At 72.3% G+C, this 24,067-nt stretch carries 22 protein-coding genes and 1 tRNA gene; 11 read left to right on the top strand and 12 right to left on the bottom strand.

Annotated elements, in window-relative coordinates; genetic code table 11:
- Positions 1-200 precede the first annotated feature (200 nt).
- The 6 genes from ACF088_RS13240 to ACF088_RS13215 all read left to right on the top strand — a co-directional run bounded on the left by ACF088_RS13240 (position 201) and on the right by ACF088_RS13215 (position 4,938).
- Positions 201-1,070 (top strand): TetR family transcriptional regulator C-terminal domain-containing protein, encoded by an 870-nt coding sequence (locus ACF088_RS13240; protein WP_392375794.1) that lies wholly within the window; start codon positions 201-203, stop codon positions 1,068-1,070.
- A 68-nt stretch (positions 1,071-1,138) separates the two neighbouring features.
- Positions 1,139-2,026, top strand: coding sequence for a 3-keto-5-aminohexanoate cleavage protein (locus ACF088_RS13235; protein ID WP_392375793.1), 888 nt, complete (start codon positions 1,139-1,141; stop codon positions 2,024-2,026).
- A gap of 107 nt (positions 2,027-2,133) precedes the next feature.
- Positions 2,134-3,105: a 3-hydroxyacyl-CoA dehydrogenase NAD-binding domain-containing protein gene (locus ACF088_RS13230; protein WP_392375792.1), complete on the top strand. Its 972-nt coding sequence runs from the start codon at positions 2,134-2,136 to the stop codon at positions 3,103-3,105.
- Positions 3,102-3,584 carry a thioesterase family protein gene (locus tag ACF088_RS13225; protein WP_392375791.1) on the top strand — a complete coding sequence of 161 codons (483 nt, stop codon included), beginning with the start codon at positions 3,102-3,104 and terminating at the stop codon, positions 3,582-3,584. The genes ACF088_RS13230 and ACF088_RS13225 overlap by 4 nt, the downstream gene beginning before the upstream one ends.
- A gap of 166 nt (positions 3,585-3,750) precedes the next feature.
- Positions 3,751-4,083 (top strand): DUF427 domain-containing protein, encoded by a 333-nt coding sequence (locus ACF088_RS13220; protein WP_392375789.1) that lies wholly within the window; start codon positions 3,751-3,753, stop codon positions 4,081-4,083.
- Positions 4,084-4,287: 204 nt separating this feature from the next.
- Positions 4,288-4,938, top strand: coding sequence for a DUF309 domain-containing protein (locus ACF088_RS13215; RefSeq protein ID WP_392376013.1), 651 nt, complete (start codon positions 4,288-4,290; stop codon positions 4,936-4,938).
- Between the two features lie 171 nt (positions 4,939-5,109).
- Here the strand turns inward: ACF088_RS13215 and ACF088_RS13210 are convergent, their stop codons facing one another.
- The 6 genes from ACF088_RS13210 to ACF088_RS13185 form a co-directional block, all read right to left on the bottom strand.
- A complete protein-coding gene (locus ACF088_RS13210) occupies positions 5,110-6,276 on the bottom strand; it encodes a D-alanyl-D-alanine carboxypeptidase family protein (RefSeq protein ID WP_392375788.1) in 1,167 nt (388 codons plus the stop codon).
- A 209-nt stretch (positions 6,277-6,485) separates the two neighbouring features.
- Positions 6,486-7,724 (bottom strand): cytochrome P450, encoded by a 1,239-nt coding sequence (locus tag ACF088_RS13205; protein ID WP_392375787.1) that lies wholly within the window; start codon positions 7,722-7,724, stop codon positions 6,486-6,488.
- Positions 7,725-7,905: 181 nt separating this feature from the next.
- Complete coding sequence (locus ACF088_RS13200) at positions 7,906-9,126, bottom strand: MAB_1171c family putative transporter (protein ID WP_392375786.1); 1,221 nt, start codon at positions 9,124-9,126, stop codon at positions 7,906-7,908.
- Complete coding sequence (locus ACF088_RS13195; RefSeq protein WP_392376012.1) at positions 9,119-9,727, bottom strand: hypothetical protein; 609 nt, start codon at positions 9,725-9,727, stop codon at positions 9,119-9,121. Before ACF088_RS13195 ends, ACF088_RS13200 begins: the two co-directional genes overlap by 8 nt.
- A 79-nt stretch (positions 9,728-9,806) precedes the next feature.
- A complete protein-coding gene (locus ACF088_RS13190) occupies positions 9,807-10,295 on the bottom strand; it encodes a helix-turn-helix domain-containing protein (RefSeq protein ID WP_392375785.1) in 489 nt (162 codons plus the stop codon).
- A 185-nt stretch (positions 10,296-10,480) separates the two neighbouring features.
- On the bottom strand, positions 10,481-11,227 hold the full coding sequence (locus tag ACF088_RS13185; RefSeq protein WP_392375784.1) for an AraC family transcriptional regulator: 747 nt from the start codon (positions 11,225-11,227) through the stop codon (positions 10,481-10,483).
- A gap of 54 nt (positions 11,228-11,281) precedes the next feature.
- On the opposite strand from ACF088_RS13185, the gene ACF088_RS13180 reads away from it, so the two are divergent.
- Positions 11,282-12,514 carry an MFS transporter gene (locus ACF088_RS13180; RefSeq protein WP_392375783.1) on the top strand — a complete coding sequence of 411 codons (1,233 nt, stop codon included), beginning with the start codon at positions 11,282-11,284 and terminating at the stop codon, positions 12,512-12,514.
- Positions 12,515-12,949: 435 nt separating this feature from the next.
- On the opposite strand, the gene ACF088_RS13175 is transcribed toward ACF088_RS13180, so the two are convergent.
- Positions 12,950-13,804, bottom strand: a complete 855-nt coding sequence (locus ACF088_RS13175; RefSeq protein WP_392375782.1) for a helix-turn-helix transcriptional regulator — start codon at positions 13,802-13,804, stop codon at positions 12,950-12,952.
- 158 nt (positions 13,805-13,962) lie between these two features.
- Here ACF088_RS13175 and ACF088_RS13170 point away from each other — a divergent pair, with 158 nt between their 5' ends.
- A complete protein-coding gene (locus ACF088_RS13170) occupies positions 13,963-15,141 on the top strand; it encodes an MFS transporter (RefSeq protein WP_392375781.1) in 1,179 nt (392 codons plus the stop codon).
- A 225-nt stretch (positions 15,142-15,366) separates the two neighbouring features.
- On the opposite strand, the gene ACF088_RS13165 is transcribed toward ACF088_RS13170, so the two are convergent.
- Positions 15,367-15,440: transfer RNA gene (locus ACF088_RS13165), tRNA-Pro, on the bottom strand.
- A 188-nt stretch (positions 15,441-15,628) separates the two neighbouring features.
- Here ACF088_RS13165 and ACF088_RS13160 point away from each other — a divergent pair.
- On the top strand, positions 15,629-15,922 hold the full coding sequence (locus ACF088_RS13160) for a YiaA/YiaB family inner membrane protein (RefSeq protein WP_030078864.1): 294 nt from the start codon (positions 15,629-15,631) through the stop codon (positions 15,920-15,922).
- A gap of 365 nt (positions 15,923-16,287) precedes the next feature.
- Here ACF088_RS13160 and ACF088_RS13155 read toward each other — a convergent pair whose 3' ends face one another.
- The gene (locus ACF088_RS13155) at positions 16,288-17,211 is read right to left on the bottom strand and encodes an alpha/beta fold hydrolase (protein ID WP_392375780.1); all 924 of its coding nucleotides are present in this window, start codon (positions 17,209-17,211) and stop codon (positions 16,288-16,290) included.
- Positions 17,212-17,392: 181 nt separating this feature from the next.
- On the opposite strand from ACF088_RS13155, the gene ACF088_RS13150 reads away from it, so the two are divergent.
- Both ACF088_RS13150 and ACF088_RS13145 read left to right on the top strand, forming a co-directional pair.
- Positions 17,393-20,617 (top strand): amidohydrolase family protein, encoded by a 3,225-nt coding sequence (locus ACF088_RS13150; protein WP_392375779.1) that lies wholly within the window; start codon positions 17,393-17,395, stop codon positions 20,615-20,617.
- A gap of 298 nt (positions 20,618-20,915) precedes the next feature.
- The gene (locus tag ACF088_RS13145; RefSeq protein WP_392375778.1) at positions 20,916-22,241 is read left to right on the top strand and encodes an acyl-CoA dehydrogenase family protein; all 1,326 of its coding nucleotides are present in this window, start codon (positions 20,916-20,918) and stop codon (positions 22,239-22,241) included.
- A gap of 229 nt (positions 22,242-22,470) precedes the next feature.
- Here the strand turns inward: ACF088_RS13145 and ACF088_RS13140 are convergent, their stop codons facing one another.
- Genes ACF088_RS13140 through ACF088_RS13130 form a run of 3 tightly spaced genes read right to left on the bottom strand, consistent with a single transcriptional unit; the run spans position 22,471 to position 24,066 of the window.
- Positions 22,471-23,073, bottom strand: coding sequence for a GAF domain-containing protein (locus ACF088_RS13140; RefSeq protein ID WP_392375777.1), 603 nt, complete (start codon positions 23,071-23,073; stop codon positions 22,471-22,473).
- A complete protein-coding gene (locus tag ACF088_RS13135; protein ID WP_392375776.1) occupies positions 23,070-23,690 on the bottom strand; it encodes an ATP/GTP-binding protein in 621 nt (206 codons plus the stop codon). Before ACF088_RS13135 ends, ACF088_RS13140 begins: the two co-directional genes overlap by 4 nt.
- Positions 23,668-24,066 (bottom strand): DUF742 domain-containing protein, encoded by a 399-nt coding sequence (locus ACF088_RS13130; RefSeq protein ID WP_088801078.1) that lies wholly within the window; start codon positions 24,064-24,066, stop codon positions 23,668-23,670. Before ACF088_RS13130 ends, ACF088_RS13135 begins: the two co-directional genes overlap by 23 nt.
- Between the last annotated feature and the right edge of the window lies 1 nt (position 24,067).

Below are 24,067 nucleotides of genomic sequence, written 5' to 3'. Positions count from 1 at the left end.
CACTTTGCCACATTCACCCGGATTGCGGCGGTCCGGCCTCTTCGCCCGCCCCCGCTTCGGCAGCACCGGCCATCGAACTGACTCCAACGTCAGCAATCCCGCAACACCCTCGCTCGAACCCCACCAGAATCGGAATACTCGCGACTTCACTCCCGTCCATCCGTTGCGATGTTCTCAACGCGCTGTTACGGTCCCGGACCATGAAGGACACCCCCGGAACCCGGGTCACCGACGACGCCGGAGAGGTCACGGACCGCGTCCGTCAGGTGATCGGCCGGCTCGGCTGCAGCCACCGCGAATTCGCCCGCCGGATCGTGATGGACCCGTCGAAACTGTCCAGGTCACTGGGGGGCACCCGGCGATTCACCCTGGCCGAGATCGTCCGTATCGCCGACATCGGCGAGGTCGGCACGGGCTGGCTGCTCGGCGCCCCCGAGCGGCCCTCGGCACCGCCGGACCGCGCGCCGGCGGCCGTCCCCGAGGGCGGCCGGCCGCTGCAGATCGTGCGGGAAACCGTCCGGCTGATCGCCGAACACGGCTTCCACGGCGTCCGGGTCGCCGATATCGCGGCCGCCTGCGGTACCAGCCCGGCGGCGGTGCACTACCACTTCCCCGGCCGCGACGAACTGCTGGAAGCGGCCGTGCGCTGGTGCATGGACGAGGACACCGAACGCCGCGCCGCGGGCCTGGCCGCGGCCCCCGACGCCCGCGGCGAGCTGCTGCATCTGATCGCGCTGCAGACGCCGCGCACCGAGCAGCAGCGCCGGCAGTGGCTGGTCTGGCTCGATCTGTGGGCCCAGGCCGCCCGCTCCACCGCCGTGGGGCGGCTGCACGAGCACTACTACCGGCAGTGGCGCACCACCGTCGCGGATGTCGTGCGCCGCGGCGTCGGCCAGGGCGTCTTCCGCGCCGTCGATCCGGAGTTCGCCGCACTGCGGCTGACCGCCCTGATCGACGGCCTGGCCACCCAGGTGCTCGCCACCGCGCCGGACAGCACCGGCCCCGACACGATGCACTCCGCGCTGCTCGCCTTCGTCGACAGCGAGCTCACCGCCACTCCCGCCGGCTGAGACCGCCGCTCCCCCGCCGCTCACCGGACCGAACCCCGAGGCACGACACCCCACCGAAGGGAACCCCCGTGAACAACGAGGTCATCATCACCTGCGCGCTCACCGGCGCCGGCGACACCGTCCGCCGCTCCCCGCACGTCCCCGTGACGCCCGAGCAGATCGCCGCGTCGGCCGTCGAGGCGGCATCCGCGGGCGCCGCGGTGGTGCACATCCACGTACGCGACCCCGAGACCGGCGCCCCGTCGCGCGACCCGCGGCTGTACGCCGAGGTCGTCGAGCGGATCAAGGAGACCGATACCGATGTCGTCATCAACCTCACCGCGGGGATGGGCGGCGACCTGGTGATCGATCCCGACCGGCCGCTCCGGCAGCTGCCCGGTACGGACCTGGTGAGCGGCCTGGAGCGACTGCCGCACGTCGAGGAACTGCGGCCCGACATCTGCACCCTGGACTGCGGCTCCCTCAACTTCGGCGACGGGTCCAACCTCTATGTCTCCACCCCCGACATGCTGCGGGCGGGCGCCCGGCGCATCCAGGAGCTGGGGGTACGGCCCGAGTTGGAGATCTTCGACACCGGTCAGCTGTGGTTCGCCAAGCAGCTGCTGGCCGAGGGGCTGCTGGACGACCCGACGGTCTTCCAGCTGTGCATGGGCATCCCGTGGGGCGCGCCGGCCGACCCGGGCGTCCTGCAGTCGATGGTGAACCTGCTGCCCGAGGGCGCCCAGTGGGCGAGCTTCGCGCTCGGCCGCATGCAGCTGCCGTGGGTCGCCCAGTCGATCCTCCTCGGCGGCCATGTGCGGGTCGGCCTGGAGGACAACCTCTACCTCGGCAAGGGCGTCAAGGCCACCAACGGCCAGCTCGTCGAACGCGCCGTCCGGATCACCGAGTTGCTCGGGGCCACGGTCGCCACCCCCGACCGGGCACGTGCCCGCCTGGGCCTCAAGCCGCGCGCCTGAGCCCCCCTCGCCCTCATCTCTCTCTCCCCTCACCTCCCTCCCTTCCCTCGTCTCTCACCTCCCTCCCTTCCCTCCCCTCCCTCCTCTCCACCAGGAGTCGCCTCCCCATGCCCGAAACCACGCCCGCCCCCTGTGCCCCCGAGGACGTACGCCGTATCGCCTGTATCGGCGCCGGAGTGATCGGCGGCGGCTGGGTCGCCCACTTCCTCGCCCGCGGCTACGACGTCACCGCCTGGGACCCGGCCGACGACGCCGAGGACAAGCTCCGCCGTCTGGTCGCCGCCGCCTGGCCCGCGCTGGAACAGCTAGGCCTGGCCGACGGCGCCTCGCCGGACCGGCTGACGCTGGCTCCCACGCTCGCCGAGGCGGTCGCCGACGCCGACTTCGTCCAGGAAAGCGCCCCCGAGAAGCTGGAGCTGAAGCGCTCCCTGCTCGCCGAGCTCGCCGCCGCGACCCGTCCCGGTGTGGTCATCGCCTCCTCCACCTCCGGCTACCCGATGACCGATATGCAGACGGCGGCCGAGGACGCCGGACGTCTGGTCGTCGGCCACCCCTTCAACCCGCCGTACCTCATCCCGCTGGTCGAGGTCGTCGGCGGCGAGCGGACCGACCGCGAGGCCGTCAACCGTGCCTCGCGCTTCTACGACCTGGCGGGCAAGTCCGTGATCACCATGGACCGCGAGCTGCCCGGCTTCATCGCCAACCGCCTCCAGGAGGCCCTCTGGCGCGAGGCGCTGCACATGGTCGCGAACGGCGAGGCCTCGGTCGAGGACATCGACGCCTCGATCACCGAGGGCCCGGGGCTGCGCTGGGCGTTCATGGGCCCCTGTCTGACCTTCGCGCTGGCCGGTGGCGAGGGCGGGATGGCCCATATGCTCGACCACTTCGGCCCGTCCCTGAAGTCGCCGTGGACCCGGCTGGCGGCGCCCGAACTGGACCGCGAGCTGCGCGACGCCATGGTCGACGGGTGCGCGGACGCGGCGGGCGACCGTACGTACGCGGACCTGGTCGCCGAACGCGACCAGGGCGTCATCGACGTCCTGCGTGCCACGGGCCGGCTGGGGAGCACCCGCCGATGACCGGCAACACGGCGGGCGCCCTCCCGCTCTTCCACCAGACCGTCCGGGACGACTGGATCGACTACAACGGCCACCTCAGCGAGGCCTACTACGTCCTGATCTTCGGCTTCGCCACCGATGCCCTGATGGACGCGGCCGGCCTCGATGCGGCCTACCGGGGCCGCACCGGCTGCTCCCTGTACACGGTCGAGGCCCATGTCCGCTATCTCCACGAGGTAGCCCGCGGCAGCGAACTCACCGTCCGCACAACCGTGTTGGGCGTCGACGGGAGGAAACTGCGCCTCCTCCACGAGATGTTCGCCGGTGCGCCGTCCGGCTCCGCGGTGGCCACCGAGGAGCTGTTCGCCCTGCACGTCGACCAGGCCGCCGGGAGCGCGGCACCCCTGCCCGACGCGAGCCGGGAGTACTTCGCGGGGATCCTGGCTCCGGCGCCCCCGTGGGCGGGCCACGGGATCCGCCCGGTGCAGCCGCACCGGTAGGGACTCGCAGGCACGGCCGGAGCAACGGTGGCCCCGGCCGTGCCGCCGCCACGTACCTCCGCCGGGTACCGCCGCCACGTGCCTTTGCCGGCCGGGCCCGCCGCGGCGTTCCGGTGCCATCCTGGAAGGAACGAGGATCTTCACCACTCACCGAGGGGAAGCCACCATGACCGCCACCAAGGGCCATCGCATCGAGGTCGGGCAGGGCACCGACCACGTCCGCGTCACGATCGCCGGCCGGCTGCTGGCCGACAGCCGCCGCCCGCTCCTCCTCCAGGAGACCGGCTACCCCGTGCGCTACTACCTCCCGGCCGAGGACGTCCGCACCGATCTGCTGACGCCGTCCGAGACGCACACCGTCTGCCCCTTCAAGGGCACCGCCTCCTACTGGTCGCTTCCCGACGGGCCGGAGGACATCGTGTGGGCCTACCCGGAACCGCGTTCGGCGGTGGCGCAGATCAAAGATCACTTCTGCTTCTACGAGGTCGACTCGGACTGAGCCGGGTGCGGGAGCGGGCCCCCTCCCGCGCCGCGGGGTCCCCGCACGGCGCACAATCGAAGGGTGAACGACGCGGAGCGACCCCACGACGAGCCCGGCACCTCCCGCGAATCCGGCACCTCTCGCGACCCCGGCGCGCCTCCGCCACACGAGGGCGGCGACCCGGCCTGCTGGCTGGACCAGGTGTGCGAGGCCTGCGGCCGGATCCGCGAACGGCCCCGCAGCGCGGTCTGCGAACACTGCGGGGCCGGGACGGGCGGGACGACGACGGGGGCAGCGCCGAGCGGGGCGGGCTCAGCCGCCACCGGCCGGCGAGCGCCCCGCCGGGATCGCGACGAGGAGGGCCGGGCCCGCAACGCCCGCCCGCGCGACGGTCTCGGCCGGCCGCTGCCGTACGGGTCCCCGGGCGTGGCACGGCAGCCGGAGGGGGTGTCCCGTACGCCCGAGCACTCGCTGGCCGAGGCGCAGCGGCTGCTCGACGACGGGATGCCGTTCCACGCCCATGAGGTACTGGAGGACGCCTGGAAGGCGGCTCCGGAGGCGGAGCGGGAGCTGTGGCGGGGACTCGCCCAGCTGGCGGTGGGGCTCACCCATGCGGCGCGTGGCAATGCCGTGGGCGGGACGGCACTGCTCGACCGGGGTACGGCGGCCATCGCGCCGTTTGCGGACACCGCCCCCTACGGGATCGATATCGCGGGGCTGATGTCGTGGGCGGGAGAGCTGACCGGACGTCTGACCTGCACCGGCGCCGTACCGGCGGCACAGACCGCGCCCCGGCTGCGGGCCGCCGGGCAGGACACCGGGAACCACCCCACCGGCAACGGGACCGGCGACGGCCCCGGCGCGGGCGGCTGACGCCGGGCTCCGCCGGGACGAGCGGAGCCGCCACCTCACTGTCGTACGCCACGGGCCACCGGCGTACGCCACGGGCCACCGGACACGGCAATCGGCCACCGCCACCGGCCACCGGCCACCGGCCACCGGCCACCGGCCAGGGCAATCGCCCACCGGCCACGGCCCGAGGGCCTACGCCGCGCCTCCCCCCTGCCGTCGGCGCCCGCGCGCCTGGCGCCACCGGCCGAGCAGCGCGCCCAGCCCGATGGCCGCGACGCCGGCGCCGCCCGCGCCCAGGACGAGGGTGGAGCGCGTGGGCGGACCGCCGCGTGCCCCGGCCCCGGTGATCTCGGCGGCCACCGGGCGGAGCGGCGCGCCACCGTCGTCGGGGGTGCGCACGGCGTGCAGGGTGCCCACCGGCTGGGCCTTTCCGGCGGTGTCGAAGCCCCAGTCCAACAGCGAACCGGCCTCCTTGTAGACGGCGTTGTTCTCGTTCGACTGCGGGTTCAGCACGGTGACCAGCAGGGTGCGGCCGTTCCGCCGGGCGGCGGCGATCAGGGTGTTGCCGGCCTTGCTGGTGTAGCCGTTCTTGACCCCGATGATGCCGGGGTAGCGGGACAGTCCGTGCGAGCCCACCAGCAGGCGGTTGGTGTTCTCGATCAGGGTGCCGCCGCTGCCGGGGAACGCGGCGCGGGCGGTGGCGCAGTAGCGGGCGAAGTCGTCGTTGACGAGTCCGGCGCGGGCGAAGACGGTCAGGTCGTACGCCGAGGACACCTGGCCGGGCGCGTCATAGCCGTCCGGGGACTTGACGGTGGTGTCACGCGCGCCGAGTTTGCCGGCGGTCTCCTGCATCTCCTGGGCAGTGGCCCGCCAGCCGCCGTTCATCGCGGCCAGCACGTGCACCGCATCGTTGCCGGAGCGCAGGAAGACCCCGCGCCACAGGTCGGCGACGGTGTAGCGGCGGCCCTCCTTGACGCCGACGACGCTGCTGCCGGACCCGATGCCCGCCAGGTCCCCCGAGCTGACCCGGCGTACGGTGCCGGACGGGAACTTCGGCAGGACGGTGACCGCGAACAGCGTCTTGAGGGTGCTGGCCGGGGGGAGCTTGCGGTGGGGGTTCTTCGCGGCCAGCACGCTGCCGGTGTCCGCGTCGGCCACCATCCAGGACAGGGCGGACAGACCGCCGGGCAGCCTCGGTGTGCCGGGGGCGGCGACGGCCTGCACCCCGGCATCGGCCGCGGCGGGCTGACGCGCCGTCGAGCCGTGGGCCGCAGCCGGTATGGACGTCAGCGATACTCCGGCGACGGCGATCAGCGTCATCGCCGCTGCCTTCTGGGACACCCGCGCGTCAATTGCCATGCCGTCACGCTAAGAAGCGGTACCGCGGCCCGCAGCACAGTTGAGCCAGACGGACCACGCGGTGTGCCGTGCACCCGGCGTGTCGCAACTGCAACGACTGCAAAGAAGGACCCGCCCGGTGCGACGGGGGATGCACACCGGGCGGGTCTCAGAGACCTTTCTACCTCATGAGCGAACGGTTACGCCTCAAAAACGTGTTCGTTCGCCGTTCAGAAGGCGACGGGGAGCGAAATCAGGCCACGTGACCGCAGGGCCCGACGATGCCGCACATCGCCACGTGGGACGTCCAGACGCAGCCCCGGGAAGCGGTCGAGGAGCGCTTCCAGCGCGATGGCTGCCTCCATACGGGCCAGTGGCGCACCGAGGCAGTAGTGGATGCCGTGCCCCAGTGCGAGGTGCCCCGAGAGGTCGCGGCCGCGGTCGAAAGTGTCCGGATCCGCAAAGCGGGCCGGGTCGCGGTTCGCGGACGCTATCGAGAGCAGCACGCTCTCCCCGGCCGCGATCCGTACGCCACCGATCTCCAGGTCCTCCTTGGGGAAGCGGCGGATCGACAGTGGGCCGGGTCCGTCGTAGCGGAGGAACTCCTCCACCGCGGCGGGCAGTTCGGCCGGATTGTGCTGCAACTGGCGGAGCTGGTCGGGGTGGTCGAGCAGGGTGAGCACGGCATTGCCGATGAGGTGGACGGTGTTCTCGTATCCGGCGAAGAGGATGAGGAAGGCGAGCGAGGTCAGTTCGTCCTCGCTGAGCCGCTCGCCGCCCGGCCCGTCGCCCTCACCGCCGGCCTGGTCGTCGCGTACCGCGATCAGGTCCGAGAACAGATCGTCGCTCGGCTCCGCACGCTTGGCCGCGATCAGGCCGGTGAAGAACTCCAGCATCGCCCCGATCGCCTCCTTCATCAGCTCCGGCCGGCTCGGATCCGGTGTGAAGAGAGCGTTCGACCAGGCCAGGAAGTCGCGGCGGTCGCGAAGCGGGATGCCGAGCAGATCGTAGATCACAGTGATCGGCAGCGGACCCGCGTAGTCGGTCATCAGATCTGCCCGGCCGCGCTCCGCCATCGCGTCCAGCAACTCGTCGGCAACCTGCCGTACGGGCGCCCGCAGCGCCTCGACCCGGCCCGGGGTGAAGGCCTTGACCACCAGGCGGCGGATCCGTGTGTGGTCCGGTGGATCCATGTTCAGCAGATTGGCGTCCAGCGCGGGCGGCAGGGAGAAGCCGCGGTATCCGCCGGGCGCGGCATGCTTCTTGTCCAGGGAGAGCCGCGGGTCGGCGAGGGCCCGACGGACGTCGTCGTAGCGGGTGACGAGCCAGGCGGGGTGCCCGTCGGCGCCGGTGATCCGGTGCACCGGCCCGGCCTCGCGCAGCGCGGCGTAGGCGGCGTACGGGTCGCCGTCGAGGAGCGGCGTCACGTCGATGGGGGCGTCGGATCCGGTATCGGCGGTGTTCGGCATGATCCCGACCTTAGGCCCTTACGGCCCTGCCCCCTCCGGCGGACCGTGGGACCGCCCGCCCAAGTCCCCTCCCTCGCACGCCTTCTGACGGCAGCGGCACCGCCCCCCGGACCGGTGCCGCCTGAGTGGTTCGGGTGGCCCGGACCCCCGTACCGGGCCACCCCGTCTGTGTGGTGCTTCCTCAGCCGCGCAACACCGAGCTCCGCTGCCGCAGCTCGGTGAGCACGGTCTCGATCAACGGTGAGTGGTAGACGTCCGCGACCAGCGCCAAGTGCTCGTACTCCGCGGCGAGTTCGGCCGGTTCCGTGCCGCTGGAGACCACCACGCTGTCGGCGCCGTGGGCGGGAACATGGCCCACCGCGCGGTTCTCCAGACCACGGCGGAGTGCGGCGGCCTCCGCGACGGCCGCCAGCTGCCGGTCGTCAAGGGCGACCGCGCGGGCCCGTTCACGGGCGATATCGAGGGCGTCGGACTCCACATGGCGGCGGATACCGCGCTGTACGTCCCGGATCTCGGCCATCTGGCGGTTGGCCCGCCACTCCAGATCCGCGAACGGCCACCGTACGGCCCACGCCGAGGCCCCCATGGTGACCTCCGGGGACCGGGCGGTGACGGTCCGCCAGAGCGGGGAGAGCCGGCGCAGCCGGCGCCAGGCGGCGACCCGGGGGCCGGCCGCCGGCAGCGCGAATCCGGCGAGGACCATGAGCGCCGCGACCGAGGCGCTGAGCGGGGCCACCCCGTTGGAGAGCCACAGCGCCGGGTGGCCCGTCCAGGACAGGACAAAGCCGATGACCTTGCAGCCGCAGTAGCCCAGGCCGAGCCAGCAGCCCGCGGCCAGCAACCGCAGACCGCGGGCCAGATACGTGGTGCCGAGCCGGGCGGCGAGCCGCGGGCACAGGGTCCCCAGGGCCGCCGAGCTCAGGCCGAAGATGGCCAGATACAGCACCAGGAAGAGCATGACTCCGGGCGAGTCGGTGTAGGCGGTACTGAAGTCGCGGGGGTGCTCGACGGCGTCCGGCCTGCCGACCGCGAACCCGGTGATCGCCACCGCCCACAGTGCGGCCACGGCCCCGACGGCGGCGCGCGCTCTGGTCCGCGCCCGGGCCCGCGCGGCCGCGCCCTCGCCCGCCGTCCAGCGCAGCAGCAGTACCAACGCGCCCGCCGCGAACACCACGACGGAGGAGTAGAGGAAGACCATGGCGAGGTTGGCCACGCCGGCCAGCCGGTCGAAGGCGCGGTAGACGCTCGGCGCGGAGAAGAGGAAGACCGTGGCCACACCACCGGTCATCACACAGGCCAGCCCCAGATCGGCATTGCTGCGGTCGCGGAACCAGGCCCGGGACTTGTACCCGACGATCGCCCAGGCCGCCACGCCGAAGGACAGATAGATGACATCAAACACGCGGACCCCCGTCCCCCGTCGCGCCCGCGCCGACACCGTCGGAGCCCGCACCGCCGGACGGCGTTTCCTCCCGCCTGAGGTGCTGCAGCGCGGGCCCGAGCGCCGCCGCCAGCGCGGCCGCCTGCCCCTCCAGGGGGAGTTCACGCTCGCCCGCGGACGGTGCCACCCGTTCCATCAGCAGCGTGCCGAGCACTTCGGTCTCCCGCTCGGCGAGGTTGTCATAGCCGTGGTGCCGCGCGAAGCCCATGGTCAGCCCCATGCGCCGCATGGCGGTGGCCACATCGACCGAGGGCGTCCACAGCTTCAGCGCGTCCTCGGTGACCGCCGGATCCTGGCCGTGCCCCAGCAGCAGATGACTCAGTTCGTGCAGCACGATGTGGGCCTGGTGCCAGGGCGAGGTCTTGAGCTCGTAGAAGACCCAGTAGCCGTCGTCGGTGACGGCTGTCATCCCCGAGACCACCCCGCCCAGGCTCATCGGCACCAGATGGACGGGCCGCGCCACCCGTGCGGCGACGATGTCGCACATCCCCCGTAGGTCGGTTGTGGCGGGCAGCGCCAGCTCCTTGATGAGCCGCTTGCACCGCCTGCGTATCTGCCCCACTCGCATGCTCGTCCCGTCCTCGTGTCCGGCCCGCTGCCAGGAAGCGAAAATCCGGCCGCGCTCAGCGGTCCCCGTCGGATCACTCACCGCGCCGGTCACCGCCTTGTTCCGGCGGATCGGCCGGCAGGTTCATCTGCTGCCGGAACTGGGAGATGATCGTCGTCAGACTGTCCTGCACCTCCGGCGGCAGCCCCACGGAGCGCAGCGCGATGGCGCGCACCCGCTGGTCCCGCATGGCGGCGAGGAAACGGACCTCTTCCTCCACCCGCGTGGCCTGCGGCTGCGAGAGGTCCCCCAGCAGATAACCGACCGGTACGGCAAAGAACTTGGACAGCGCGCGCAGCAGTTCCGGGCTCGGGTTCGTACGCCTGCCGTTGCGCAGCATCGACAGATACTGCTCGGTGACCTTGACCCCGCCGTACTCCTCGTCCCCGGCGCTGATCTCCTCGGCCACGAAGGCGTTGGTGTACGGGGCCCCCGGTGGATGCATATTCGCGAAGAGGTGGCTCAGCCGCTCCGCGAGCGTGCTGCCCGCCTCGTCGGACCGGCCGTCGTCCCCCGTGCCCATGCCCACCGTCCCCCCTCGATCGGCCCCAACGAACAGTTAAGGCGCCACCATCGCCGCTCTCATCCTGGCACGGGGGGTACGCGGCGCACCAGTCCACTTACGGACAGTAGGGGCCGTTCCGGCTTAACCGGGAGTTGAGCTGGATTTGAGCTTCGCCGCCGGCCGGGGCCGGCCGGACCGCCCGGCTACCCGCGGCGGTGGTGCGCGCCCGGGGTGTATCCGTAGGCACGGCGGAAGACATCGATGAAGGCACTGGTGGAGGACCACCCGCAGCGGCGGGCGACGGCGGTGACGGATGTGCCGTCGGCCAGCATCTTCAGGGCGTGGTACAGGCGCAGTTGGGTGCGCCACTGGGGGAAGGTCATCCCGAGTTCGGAGCGGAAGAGGCGGCTGAGGGTGCGTTCCCCGGTATGCGTGCGGGCGCCGAGCTCGGCAAGGGTGCGGGGGTCGGCGGGGTTGTCGTGCAGGAGGGCGCAGGCGGCGGCCAACCGCGGATCGGCGGGCGACGGCAGCTGTACGGGCTGCTGCGGCGAGGCGCGGAGCTGATCGAGGAGAACGGCGCGCAGGCGGCGGCGCTCCGGGCCGCTCTCGGTGGGGTCGCGGGTGTAGGCGAGGATCAGCTCGCGCAGGAGGGGGCTGACGGCCAGCACGGTGGGCGCGTCCAGGCGCAGGGGGTTGTCGCCGACGGGCAGGCCGAGGGTGTGCAGGTCGAGGTGCCCGTAGGCGCGATGGGCGTGGACGGTTCCGGCAGGGACCCAGATGGCGCGGGTGCCGGGGGCGAACCAGGTGCCGGCGTCGGTGGTCACGGCCAGGACGCCGGAACCCGCGTAGACGATCTGGTGGTTGTCATGGCGGTGGGCGTCAATGCGTTCACCGGCCGCCAGCGCCAGCGTGTGGGTCGGCGCGGCAGGCGTGTGGCGGATATTCGACATACGTTGGCACTTTATCGGAAGCGGGACAGCCCGTGCGACGGTGACGATCGGAGGGTGTCAACCAACCCCCAGCTCCCAGTTCGGCCCACCACCTCCCTCAAACTGCTGTCCTTGAGCCACGCCTGTGTGGACATCTATCAGGGCGCCGTGGCCGCGCTCGTGCCGTTCTTCCTCTCCGAGCGGGCCTACTCCTACGCCGCGGCGTCCGGCATCGTCCTGGCCGCCTCCCTGCTCTCCTCGGTGGCACAGCCGCTGTTCGGCGCACTGACCGACAGATGGGCGATGCCCTGGCTGCTGCCCGTGAGCGCCCTGACCGGGGGCGTCGGCGTCGCGCTCAGCGGCCTCAGCGGTTCCTACGCACTGACCCTGGCCGTCGTCGCCGTCGCCGGGATCGGGGTGGCGGCCTACCACCCCGAGTCCGCCCGTATCGCCCGGATCGCGAGCCGCGGCAGCCACACCGCGATGGGTCTGTTCTCCCTCGGCGGCAACATCGGCTTCGCGACCGCGCCGCTGATGGTCTCCGCGGTCATCGCCACCGGCGGTCTGCACGCCTCCCCGCTGCTGGTCGTCCCGGCCCTGGCCGGCGCCGCCCTGTGCGTGGCCGCGCTGCGGACCGTCCCCCTCCCCGCCACGGCCGCAACCACCGCCGCCGTCGGCGGCCGTCCGGCGGGCAGGGACGACTGGCCGGCCTTCCTCCAGATGTCCGGCGCCGTCGTGTGCCGCTCGATCGTCTTCGTCGGCCTGAGCTCCTTCCTCTCCCTGTACGCACGCCAGCGCACCGAAGGAGGGGAATTCGCGGGCACCGCAGCGCTGTTCGTGCTCTACCTCGGCGGCGCGATCGGCACCGTCGCCGGAGGCCGGCTCGCCACCCGCTACGGCCGTATCACGGTGGTCCGCTGGTCCTACGCCCTGACCGTCCCCGCCGTCGCCGGCGTCGTCCTGGTCCCCGGCCCGCTCCTGTACCTGTTCATCGCCCTGACCTCGGCCGGCCTGTACGTGCCCTTCTCCCTGCACGTCACCCTCGGCCAGGACTACCTCCCGCGGCGCGTCGGGACCGCCGGCGGCGTCACCCTGGGCCTGACCGTCAGCGTCGGCGGCCTCGCCAGCCCGCTCATCGGCGCCGCCGCCGACGCCGCCTCCCTGCAGACCGCACTCACCCCGCTCATCGCCCTGCCCGCCCTGGGGTGGCTGCTGCTGCGCACCCTGCACGAACCCGAGATGCCGGAAAACGTGTCGGCCACCGCCCCCGCCCCACAGGGCAACACCACGTCCGTTTCCCGTTCTTGAGCCGGACTCTCCGCGCCCGGGCCACGAGAACGGCAGAGGCCGACGGCCGCCGGGGCCGAAAGCGCCGGCGGCCGCTCCCGAGTAGCAGCGGAACCAGCGCCTCCAGGCCATCCCGGTTCCGGCCCCGGCGTCCACCACGACCGGCGGACCGCTGCCCGGCAGCAAGCCGACGGCGTGCGCGAACAGTTCGACCGGGTAGCGGGGCCCGGTCCGGTCGCAGTTGTCGGCGAGGCCATTGAACTCGGCTTCGTAAGGGGGCACTTGGCTCACGCTCCCCGGACGGTTCGGGGGCGTATCCGGGACATCGCACCACCTCCGGTGATCAGGTCGAGCAGGAAGGCCCAGGCGGTGGGAAGGCGGCGAGCACCCCCGTGTCGCATCGGACCTCCCCCGGCCGAGATCGAAGGCGTTCCTTGCGTCTTCCCGACTGAACGTTCACGCACCCTCGGTGAGCCTGCGCACGGCCGCCTCGGCGTCCCGGTCATCGGGCAGGTAGCACAGCAAGTGATGACCGGGCTCGTCGACGGCTGCCAACTTCACGTATCGCAGGCGTAGTTCGCCTGCCGTGGGATGCCTGAAGTGCCGCACCGCGGGACGGTAGATCGCCGTCTCCCGCCCGCCGTACCAGCGGGCCGCGTCCGCGTCCTGGGTGATCTCGGCGACGATCTCGGCGTACCGCCGGTCCGCGGGGTGGCGGGCCGCGTTCGCGCGGAACTGCCCCAGCAGATAGCGCGCCTCGAACTCCCAGTTGACGATCAGGGTACGAGCGGGAGCCCAACGGAACACCAGCCACGGCAGATTGCGCCGCTTGGGCGGCAGCCGCGCGGGGTCGGTCAGCAGCGCTGCGTAACCGGCGTTCCAGGCCAGCAGGTCCCAGTGCGGATCGATGACCGCGGCCGGGTTCGGCGAGACCGACTCCACCAGCGACAACAAGTTGCGTGAGACCCAGCCCGGCGGCTCCCCGGCCGGTGCCGCGTCCTCGATGAACGACAGGACGTGCGCGGTCTCCGCCTCATCCAGCCGCAGGGCCCGCGCCACCGACCGCAGCACCTGCTCGGAGGTGCGCACCCGCCCCTGTTCCAGCCACGCGTACCAGGAGCTGCTGATTCCGGCCAGTTCGGCCACCTCGCCGCGGCGCAGCCCCGGGGTGCGGCGCCGCGGCGCCACCGGCAGGCCCAGGTCCGTCGGGGAGAGCCGCTCCCGGCGCGAGCGCAGGAACGCGCCGAGCTCCCGCCGCAGTGCCTGCCCCGTGCCGCCCTCGCCGGACGGCCGCTCCACCCCGCCCACCATGCGCCCCCTCCCCCTCTCCGTGAAGCCACGATGCTCACACAGCGTCCCACGGCAGGGTGTGAGCGATCGTCACCGCTTGGGACGACCATCCGGACGGCCAGAGTGGTGATCTTGAGGGGACCCGGCACCGCCCGGGCGCAGAAAGGAGCCGGCTTCCCGTGTCCACCGCTCGAACCGTTCCACCCCCCAACTCCACATCGCTGTCTCCCCGTTCACTCCGGCTGCTGCGTTCGGCCGGATTCGTCAGCAACTTCGACCGCTTCTGCATCACACCCATGCTGGTGCTCATCGCCGGCCGACTCGGGGCCGACATGGCCACGGTGGTGCTCACGGCCAGCGTCTACTTCCTGTGCTACGGCCTGATGCAGCCGGTGTGGGGGCTGGCCGGTGACCGGCTGGGCCGGGTGCGGGTGATGCGGCTCTCGTTGACGGCGGGCACGCTCTCCTCGCTGCTGTCCGCCCTCGCCCCCGATATCACCTTCCTGATCGTGGCCCGCGCCCTCGCCGGGGCCTGCTTCGCCGCCTGTGTACCGGCCGCGCTGAGCTACATCGGTGACGTCGTGCCCGCCGAGGTCCGCCAGCGCCCGCTCAGCGACCTGATGACCGCCTTCTCCCTGGGGACCGCGCTGGGCACCGTGGTGGCCGGGGCGCTGGCGCACTACGCCGGCTGGCGCACGGTGTTCCTGCTGCCGGGCCTGGTCGCGGCCTACCTCGCCCGGGCGCTGCGGCGTCTGGCCGAGCCGGCGCGGGAGCCCGCCGGTTCCGTGCTGGCGCCCTTCCGTATCGTGCTGGGCTCGCGGTGGATGTGGTACGTCATGGCGCTCGCCTTGGCCGAAGGGGCCGTACTGCTGGGCTTCTTGACGTACCTGGCGCCCGCGCTGCAGGCCCGGGGCGTGCCGACCGCCGTGGCCGGGGCGGTGTCCGCGCTGTACGGCGCGGGGGCCATGGGTTTCGCGCAGGTGGTCAAGAGGCTGGTGGGACGGTGGAGCCCGGCGGTGCTGCTATTGGCCGGCGGGGCGGCGGCTGCCGCGGCCTACGCCGCGGCGGCGATGAGCCGGTCCCTCCCGGCACTGGCGGCCACCGCACTGCTGCTGGGCGGCAGTTGGTCGTTCATGCACACCACCTTGCAGTCGTGGGCGATCGCACTCGCCCCGACGGCCAGGGCCACCGGCGTGGCGATGTTCGGGGTCAGCCTCTACGGCGGCAGCGCCCTGGCCAGCAGCCTGACGGCCACCACGGCGGCCGACCACAGGTATGGGCAGCTCTTCCTGATCGCCATGCTGTTGACGGTTCCGCTGACCTTCGCGGCGGTGGTGGGACGCGGTCGGTACCGATGACCGGAGAACGCCGTGCCGACAGACGCTGCGGCGTGCGGCGTTTGGCATACGGCGTGCGGGGGGCGGGATGCTGCTGGGTGCCGGACCGGCCCCCAGGCGAGCCGCTCGGCCGACATCATCATTACCGGTGTGAGAAGTCGTGAGAGGGGCCCGAAAAACGATCAAGGGCCCTGCTCCACTCTCGTGAAACAAGGCCCTGACCTGCGACAATGGAGAGAACTCCAGTCGGGACGACAGGATTTGAACCTGCGACCCCTTGACCCCCAGTCAAGTGCGCTACCAAGCTGCGCCACGTCCCGGTGCCCGTTTCGGCCGGGAATCCCCGGCCTGACCGCGCACGAGAACAATACCGCATGTCAGAGGGTGGGTGCTGCCATATTCCTGCTTCGACGCGGGCACGACCGGCGGGAGAGAGCGGGTACGACCGGCAGGAGAGATGAGTACCCGTACTCATGCGGCCCTGTCACCGTGCGGCCACGCTACGCGCATGACTACTCCATCGATTCAGCGGCCGACGACCACGGCCTTCTTCGTGCAGGCCGCGATCTCCTTCGGGCTGTCGCTGGCGGCGCTGGTGATCGGGATCATCAAACTGCCGGTGGGACCCTGGGAGCGCGGCTTCCTCGCCATCGGCCTGGTCTTCGTCGTGTCCTCGGCGTTCACCCTGGCCAAGTGCATCCGCGACCGCCAGGAGGTCGAGGAGGTGACGAACCGGGTGGACAAGGCCCGGATCGACAAGATCCTCATTGAGCAGGACGTCTTCAAGCCGGGGCAGGTCTGATCTCGGCCCCCAGGGGGCGCCTCCCCACCCTCCGACGGAGGCACCCCCTCGGGCCGTGACGCCCCAGGTCCGCGGCCCGACGCCGGACCTCAAGCACGCTCGACCGCTCGACCTCAAGCAGGCTTGAGGTTGGCGGCTCTGCCGTACGACGCACCTGATGGCCCGACCAGCGGCGGACGAGGCGGCAGCGTCCAGCGCAGCTCATCGCGCCGTTGACCTCACGGTGTGCCGGCATCGGTACGCCGGCTTCGCCGAGGCGGCAGAACGGCACCCGGACCGGGTGGTGAATGTCGGCATCCGGGAGCAGGTGCCGATCGGCGGGGGCGGCGAGGGGCGCGCCGCCGTGCGCGGAGCCCGGCGGCAGCTCAGACGTGTTTGTCGAGCCAGGCCACCAGGTCGTCCTGGACCTCGTCGCGGTTGGTCTCGTTGAGGATCTCGTGGCGGGCGTCCGGATAGGCCCGCCAGGTCAGATCGCGGGTGCCCGGATAGCGGAAGTCCTCCAGGAGTTCATGGATCAGGGTCATCCGCTGATGGCAGGGGTCCTGGTCGCCGACGGCGATGTGGACGGGCAGTCCGCGCGGGATGCGGGCGAGGTGTGCCGGGTCGTTGATCTTGCGGATGGCGCGTACCCAGTCGGCGGCGAGACCGGCGCAGAACGGGAAGCCGCAGTCCTCGTCGGCCACATAGGCGTCCACCTCGGCGGCGTCGCGGGAGAGCCATTCATAGCCGGTGCGGTGCGGGAAGGCGTCGTTGAAGAAGCTGAAGGTGCGCGGGATGAAGGAGGAGAGCGCGCCGCGGCCGTGCCGGGCGATCTCCTGGTCCAGTTCGGCGACGGCGCCGTCGATGTCCAGGCCGGGCAGGGTGCGGAAGGCGCCGGTGAGGAGCAGTCCGGCGAGGTCGGCGCCGTACTCCTGGGCGTAGTCGCGGGCCAGCATCGCACCCATGCTGTGACCGAGCAGTACCAGCGGGATGCCGGGGTGGGCGGCGGCCGCATGGTCGCCGATGCCCTTGAGGTCGCTGACGATGGCCCGCCAGGCGTCCTCGCCGACCACCCCACGGCCGCCGGTGGAGGCGGCGGTGGCGCCGTGGCCACGGTGGTCGGAGGCGAGGACGGCATAGCCGCGGCCGGTCAGGAAGCGCGCGAAGCGGTCGTAGCGCCGGCCGTGCTCCGCGGCGCCGTGGGCGATCTGGACCAGGGCGCGCGGGTGACCGGACTCCGGGAGCCAGGTGTACGTGGCGATACGGGCGCCGTCCGGGGCCTGGTGGAAGTCCTGCTGCATGGCCTGCATGGCGTCGTCTCCTGACTGCCGGGGCGGTGGCTGACGAGTCGTCGGTGCCCACTCTTCCGCGTGAGGCGGCGGGGCGCCATGGGGCGCGCGTGGCGCGGTTGCCCCGGTCCCCGGGCGGCGTGACACGATCAGCCGGTTCTTTGATGACGCTGTGCTGCAACCCCCCTTCGCTGGAGGAACGTTGGACACCACGGATCGTTTCGAGGACCCTTTCGCGGACCCTTGCGAGAACTCCCCCCTTCGCCCCTCGCCGCCGTCCCGCCGCAGGTTTCTGCAGGGCACCGCCTCGGCCGCCGCGGCGGCGGGCCTGGCCGGCGTCACGTCTCCCGGCGCATGGGCGCAGGACGCCGGTGCGCGCGGCGCCGCCCTGTCCTTCACTGCCGCCACCAACGGCGCCGCCTCGCTCTCCCCGGCCGGGGACCGGCTGGTCGCCGAGGTCCAGAACGTCCTGTGGTCGCTGCCACGGGCCGGCGGCGACGCGGTGGCGCTGACCCCGCCCGACCTGGAGCCCACCCGTCCGGTGTACTCGCCCGACGGCCGGCGGATCGCCGTCTGCGCCTACCGGGGCGGCACCTTCCAGCTGTGGACGCTCGCCGCCGACGGCTCCGGTCTCCAGCAGCTGACCGACGGCCCCTGGGACGACCGCGGCCCCGCCTGGTCACCCGACGGCACCCGGATCGCCTTCGCTTCGGAGCGGGGCGGGGATGCGGTGGCCGGCAGCCCGTACCGGATCTGGGTGCTGGAGGTGAAGACCCGGCGGCTGACGCGGGTGACCGGGCTGCCCGGTCAGGAAGGCCCCCATCAGGACGCCGCCTGGGAGGACTTCGACCCCTGCTGGTCGCCGGACGGCGCGCGGATCGTGTTCGTACGGGGGCGGGTGGCGGGCGCGGCGCTGGTCTCCCGTACCGTCGCCTCCGTGCCGGCCGACGGGCGGGGCACGGTGCGCACCGAGCACACCGAGATGGCGGCCGCACAGGTGATGGTGCCGGCGCTGTCCCCCACGGGGCGGCTCGCCTATCTGCGGACCACGGACTATCCGGGCCCCACCTGCGCGCTGGTGGTGGACGGTGCGCGGGTCGCGGTCGACGGCGATGTGGAGCCGGTGCCACCGCGCTGGGTCTCGCGGGACGAGCTGCTGCTGACGGTCGGCGGACAGTTCCGGATCGTCCGGGCCGATGCCCCGCAGCGGGCCGAGACCATCCCGTTCACCGCACGGCTGCCACTGGACCGCCCCCGCTACCGCGTCAAGGACTACGGCTTCGAGCGGACGGCGGCCGGTCCGGTGCGCGGAGTGCACCTTCCCGCACTCTCGCCCGACGGCCGCAAGGTCGCCTTCGCCGCCCTCAACGGTCTGTGGATCGCGCCCACTTCGGGTGGCGGCGCCCCGCGCAGGATCGTCCGGGCCGATGCCACCCGCTACGTCCTGGCGCCGAGCTGGTCCCGGGACGGGCGGGCGCTGCTCTATGCCGACGACCGGGACGGGCTGTTCGCCGTGCGCCGCCGCGATATCGCCTCCGGCGAGGAGACGGTGCTGGCCGCCGGCGGCCGGGTGCAGCCCGCGCTGTCGCCGGACGGCGGACGGCTGGCCGCACTGGACATGTCGGGGAACCTGGTCGTACGGACGCTGTCCGACGGCCAGGAGAAGGTACTGGCCGCACCGATGGGAGCCGGCGGGCTGCCCGGCCGCCCCAGCTGGTCACCGGACGGGCGCTACCTGGCGTACTGCGACCGTACCCGCCTCAACCGCCGCTTCCGCGAGGGCTACAACGTCATCCGGATCGTCGACACCGAGACCGGAAAGGACCGGCTGCACCCGGTCGCCGAGCATGTTTCGATCACCGACCGCTACGACTCCGGGCCGGTGTGGTCGCCCGACGGGCGCTGGCTGGCCGTGATCGTCGAGTCCGCGCTGTGGGTGCTGCCGGTGCGCCCCGACGGCACGCCGGACGGTGCGCCGCGGCAGCTGACGGAGGAGAGCGCCGACCACCCGTCGTGGTCCGGGGACTCCGGCACGCTCCTGTATCTCTCGGCCGGGAAGCTGCGGCTGATCGCGGTGTCCGGCGGCGCGGCGCGGACCGTCCCGCTGCCCCTCCGGCACCGGCCCGCGCGCGCCCGGGACACCGTGGTGCACGCGGGCCGGTTCTGGGACGGCACCGGCGACGAGGTGCGGGAGGATGTCGATGTGGTGGTGCGGGACGGGCGGATCACCGCAGTGGAGGCGCACCGCCCGGCCCGGCCCGGCGCCGCCCGCCGGGTGGACGCCTCCGGGCAGACGGTGCTGCCCGGACTCTGGGACGCCCACACGCACCCCTGGCAGACGACCTACGGCGGGCGGCAGACCGCGCTGCAGCTCGCCTACGGCATCACCACCGCGGTCTCGTGCGGGGGCTTCTCCTATGAACAGGCCCGCATCCGGGAGGCCGTGGCGGCCGGAGCGCTCGCCGGCCCCCGCCTGCTGACCTGTGGCGAACTGCTGGACGGCAGCCGGGTCGCGTACAGCATGGGGCGGGCGCACCGCACCCGTGCGGGGCTGCGCCGCTCACTGGCGCGCGGCGCAGCCCTGGACTGGGACTTCGTCAAGACCTATGTACGGGCGCCGGGCTGGGTGATGGAGGAGGCCGCGCGCTTCGCCCACCAGCAGCTCGGGGTCCGGTCCGGGAGTCATCTGCTCTCCCCGGGGGTCCAGCTCGGCCAGGACCTGACGACACATCTGCAGGCCACTCAACGGCTGGAGTTCGGCCATGCCGTCAGCAGCTCCAGGCACGCCTACCAGGATGTCGAGGAGGTCTACACCGGCACCGGCTTCCACCTCCTCGCCACTCCGTTCTCGGCGGCCGCGCTGCTCGGTGACGATCCGGCGCTGGCCGACGATGTGCGGGTCGCCCGGCTGATGCCGCCCTGGGACACCGCGCTCGTACGGGAGAACGCCGGGCATCGCCCCACCCCGGCACAGCTGGCCGACATCGACACCGAGGTCGGCGTCTACCGGCGGGTGCTGGCGGGCGGGGGGCTGGTCGCGCTGGGTACGGACCAGCCCCTGGTACCGGTGGGGCTGGGCCTGCATCTGTGTCTGCGGGCGCTGCACCGCGGCGGCCTCAGCGTGAGCCGGACGCTGCGCACGGCGACCGCGCTGCCCGCCCGGGTGTTCGGCGCGGAACGGGACCTGGGGACGCTGGAGGTCGGCAAGCTCGGCGATATGACGCTGGTGGACGGCGATCCGTTCCGGGACTTCGCTTCGCTGGTGCGGACCTCGGCGGTCCTGCGCGGCGGACGGCTGTTCGCGCAGCGGGAGTTGACCGATTCCTTCCCGGCGCCCGCCACCCGTGCGCTGCGATCGGCCGGCACCGACTGGCTGGAGGTGGGCCGGCAGCAGCGTCGTGAGTCCTGCTGCGACGTCTCACACTGATGCGCGGCACCCCGCCGCGGCGGGGTGGGAGGCGTGGGGTGGCGCGGTTCCGGGAACCTCCGGAGCCGCGCCACGGACGCCTCCGATGCGGGGGTGGTGCGCATCTGCTTCGCGCTTCAACTCTTCTCTTAAATGCACCCAGTTGATGTTTTATGCGCCCCGCAGTAGGTATGCCAACGGGTATTGCACGGGGTAAGCGAAAGATCACTTTCCGGAACGTTCGCTGCGACGGCACCGCCGGTGCCGTCCGAGGCGTAATGCGACCAGCACGGGGGAGATCGCGAAGGAGGGGCTCGTCTTGCATCGCTACTTCACGGACCAGCGGCATGAGGCACTCCGGCACCAGGTGCGGGAGTTCGCCGAGAGGGAGGTCCGCCCCCGGGTGGCGGAAATGGAGGCGAACCGTTCCGTTTGCCATGACCTGTCGCGCCTGATCGCGCGGCAGGGCTGGATAGGCGCGACCGTGCACCGCGCCTACGGCGGGATGGGGGCCGGCCATGTCGCCAAGACCCTGATCATCGAGGAGCTCTCCCGGGTGAGCGCCGCGATGGGCGCCATGGTGCAGGCGTCACAGCTGGGCGTCGCGAAGATCGTCCACTTCGGCAGCGAGGAGCAGAAGAAGACCTGGCTGCCGGCCATAGCCTCCGGCGACTGCCTGCCGACCATCGCGGTCACCGAACCGCAGTCCGGCGGCCATGTGCTGGGCATGGCCACCACCGCCGTCCGCGACGGCGACGACTACGTCCTCAACGGCCGGAAGATCTACGTCGGCAACAGCCATGTCGGCGATCTCCACGGCGTGGTGGCCCGCACCGGCGAGGGCTCCAAGGGCCTGTCGGCGTTTCTCGTCGAGTCCGACAGCCCAGGCTTCCGGGTCGGCCCGCAGCAGCCCGCAATGGGGCTGCACGGCTTCAGCTTCGGCGAGCTGTTCTTCGACAACTGCCGGATTCCGGCGGCGAATCTGCTGGGCCGGGAGGGCGACGGACTGTCGGTCGCCTACTCCTCCAGCGTGCTGTACGGACGGCCGAATCTGACCGCCGTGTCACTGGGCATCCATCAGGCGGTGCTGGAGGAGACCACGGCGTTCTGCGCCGAGCGGCAGCGCTACGGCAAACCACTGGCGGACCTCGGCAACATCAAGCTCAAGCTCGGCCGGATCCAGTCCCGGCTGCTGCTGTCCCGGCTGTCCGCGTACCACGCGGTGCACCTGCTGGACCAGGGGCTGCCGTGCGATGCGGAGCTGATGAACGCCAAGCTGGTCAATGTGGAGTCGGCGCTGGAGTCGGCGCGCGATGCGATGGACATCCATGCCGCCTGCGGGCTGTTCACCGACCGGCCGGTGGAACGTTTCCTGCGGGACGCCCACCACATCTTCGCGCCGGCCGGCACCTCCGACATCCAGTTGCTGCGCCTGGGCGAGCTGGCCCTGGGACGGGCGCGGGGCGAGTGGTCCAGCCGGCTCGCGGATCTGCTGCGGCTGGAGCCCTCGGAGTGGCCGGAGGAGGGCGATACCCCGGCGGGCGCACCGGCCCCCGCCGTGCGGGGCGAGGACACCACGGCCACGGTGCCGGGCCAGCGCACCGGGCCGGTGTCCGGGCGCTCGTGGTGCGCCCGGCCGAGCTGAGCGGCGGGCTCCCTCACGGGGTGCGCGGTCACCGGCAGCCGGCCGATGCCGCGGCCCCGGGCCGGGCGGCCGGCTCAAGGGCCGTCCGCGCCGGTCACCGGGGCCGGGTTCAGGATCGGGGAGGCCACCTCGGGGGGCCTCCCCGGGTATCCACCTCGGGACCCCCGGGGATCCACCTCGGGGATCCACCTCGGGGGGCCTCCTCGGGGGGCCTCCTCGGGGGGCCTCCTCAGACGTCGCTCTGCTGCTTCTCCATACGGTGGATCTGCTCCACGAGTTCGGCGGCCATCGACTTGATGGTCTCCAGCCCCTCCCGGCCCCAGGGGCGCGGTTCGAGGTCCACGACGCAGACGGTGCCCAGCGCCATCCCCGTACGGTCGATCAGCGGCGCACCGAGGTAGGAGCGGATGCCGATCTCGTCCACGACAGGGTTGCCGGCGAACCGGGGGTAGTCGCAGACGTCCTCCAGCACCAGGGCCTTCCGGCGGACGATGACATGCGGGCAGTACCCGTGGTCACGGTCCATCACCCGGCCCGGCTGGGCGCTGGCGGGCGCCGGCCCGAGCTCGACGGCCCGGTCCTGCGCGGGTGTGTAGAGGCCGGCGAAGTACTGCCGTCGCTCATCGATGAAGTTGACCATCGAGTACGGCGCCCGGGTGGTCCGGGCAAGTTTGCGGGCGAACTCGTCGAAGGCGGGCAGCGGGGACTCCCCGATCCCCAGGGCGCGCAGCCGGGCGACCCGCGCCGGGGCCTCGTCGTCCTGCGGGGTGAGCAGCAGATGGCGCGTCGGATCGTAGGAGAGGTACGGAACGCGGGAGGCGGGGTGGTTCACGGCAGCTCCGGGGTCGCGGCGAGGGCGGGGGTGAGCAGATGCTGGACGAGCGAGACCAGGACGTGGGTGGCCGAGCTGCACCGCCGGGCGTCGCAGAGCACGACGGGGATGTGGGGAGAGATGTCCATGGCGGTGCGGACCTCGTCCGGGTCGTAGTGGTAGGAACCGTCGAACTCGTTGACGGCGACGATGAATTGGATTCCGCGCCGTTCGAAGAAGTCGACGGCCGCGAAGCACTGGTCCAGGCGCCGGGTGTCGGCGAGGATGACCGCGCCGAGCGCGCCGTTGGACAGCTCGTCCCACATGAACCAGAAGCGCTGCTGCCCCGGCGTCCCGAAGAGGTAGAGGATGTGCGCGGGGCTGAGCGTGATCCGGCCGAAGTCCATGGCGACGGTGGTGGTGTCCTTGTTCTCGACACCTGCCAGATCGTCCGTGCCCACGCTGATCTGGGTGAGGAGCTCTTCCGTGCTCAGTGGCTCGATCTCGCTCACCGCGCCGACAAAGGTCGTCTTGCCGACCCCGAAGCCCCCCGCGACCAGGATTTTGAGCGCGGTGGGGAAGAGGTCGGTCGAGGGGTCCCCCTGGGTGTGGGGGTCACAGTCGTTTGCGAAGTCCATTCAGCACCGCCTCCAGCAGGGCTCGGTCGGTACGGGACGCGGGCCCTGCCGAAACGGCTGCGGGGGCCCGCGCGGTGAGCGCCCCGCAGTCGACGAGGTCGGCGAGGAGCACTTTGGTGACCACGGCGGGCAGCCGTATGTGGGCGGCGATCTCCGCGACGGAGACCGGCCCGCCGCACAGCCCCAGTACCTGGGCGTAGTCGGGGCCCTGGCAGGAGACGGGCCGTCGGCCGGTGGCCATCACCATGGTCAGCAGGTCGAAGTGCGCCGTCGGACGGGTCCGGCCGTTGCTGACGGTGTACGGGCGGACCAGCCGGCCCGCCGCGTCGTCATACCACGGCTCCCCGCCCTGCCGCCGTCGGCGACGCACGGTCATG

This window comes from Streptomyces sp. NPDC015125, from assembly GCF_043080045.1.
Taxonomy (GTDB): domain Bacteria; phylum Actinomycetota; class Actinomycetes; order Streptomycetales; family Streptomycetaceae; genus Streptomyces.
Note: the sequence above shows the minus strand (reverse complement) of the source record. Positions and strands in the feature narration are given on the sequence as shown.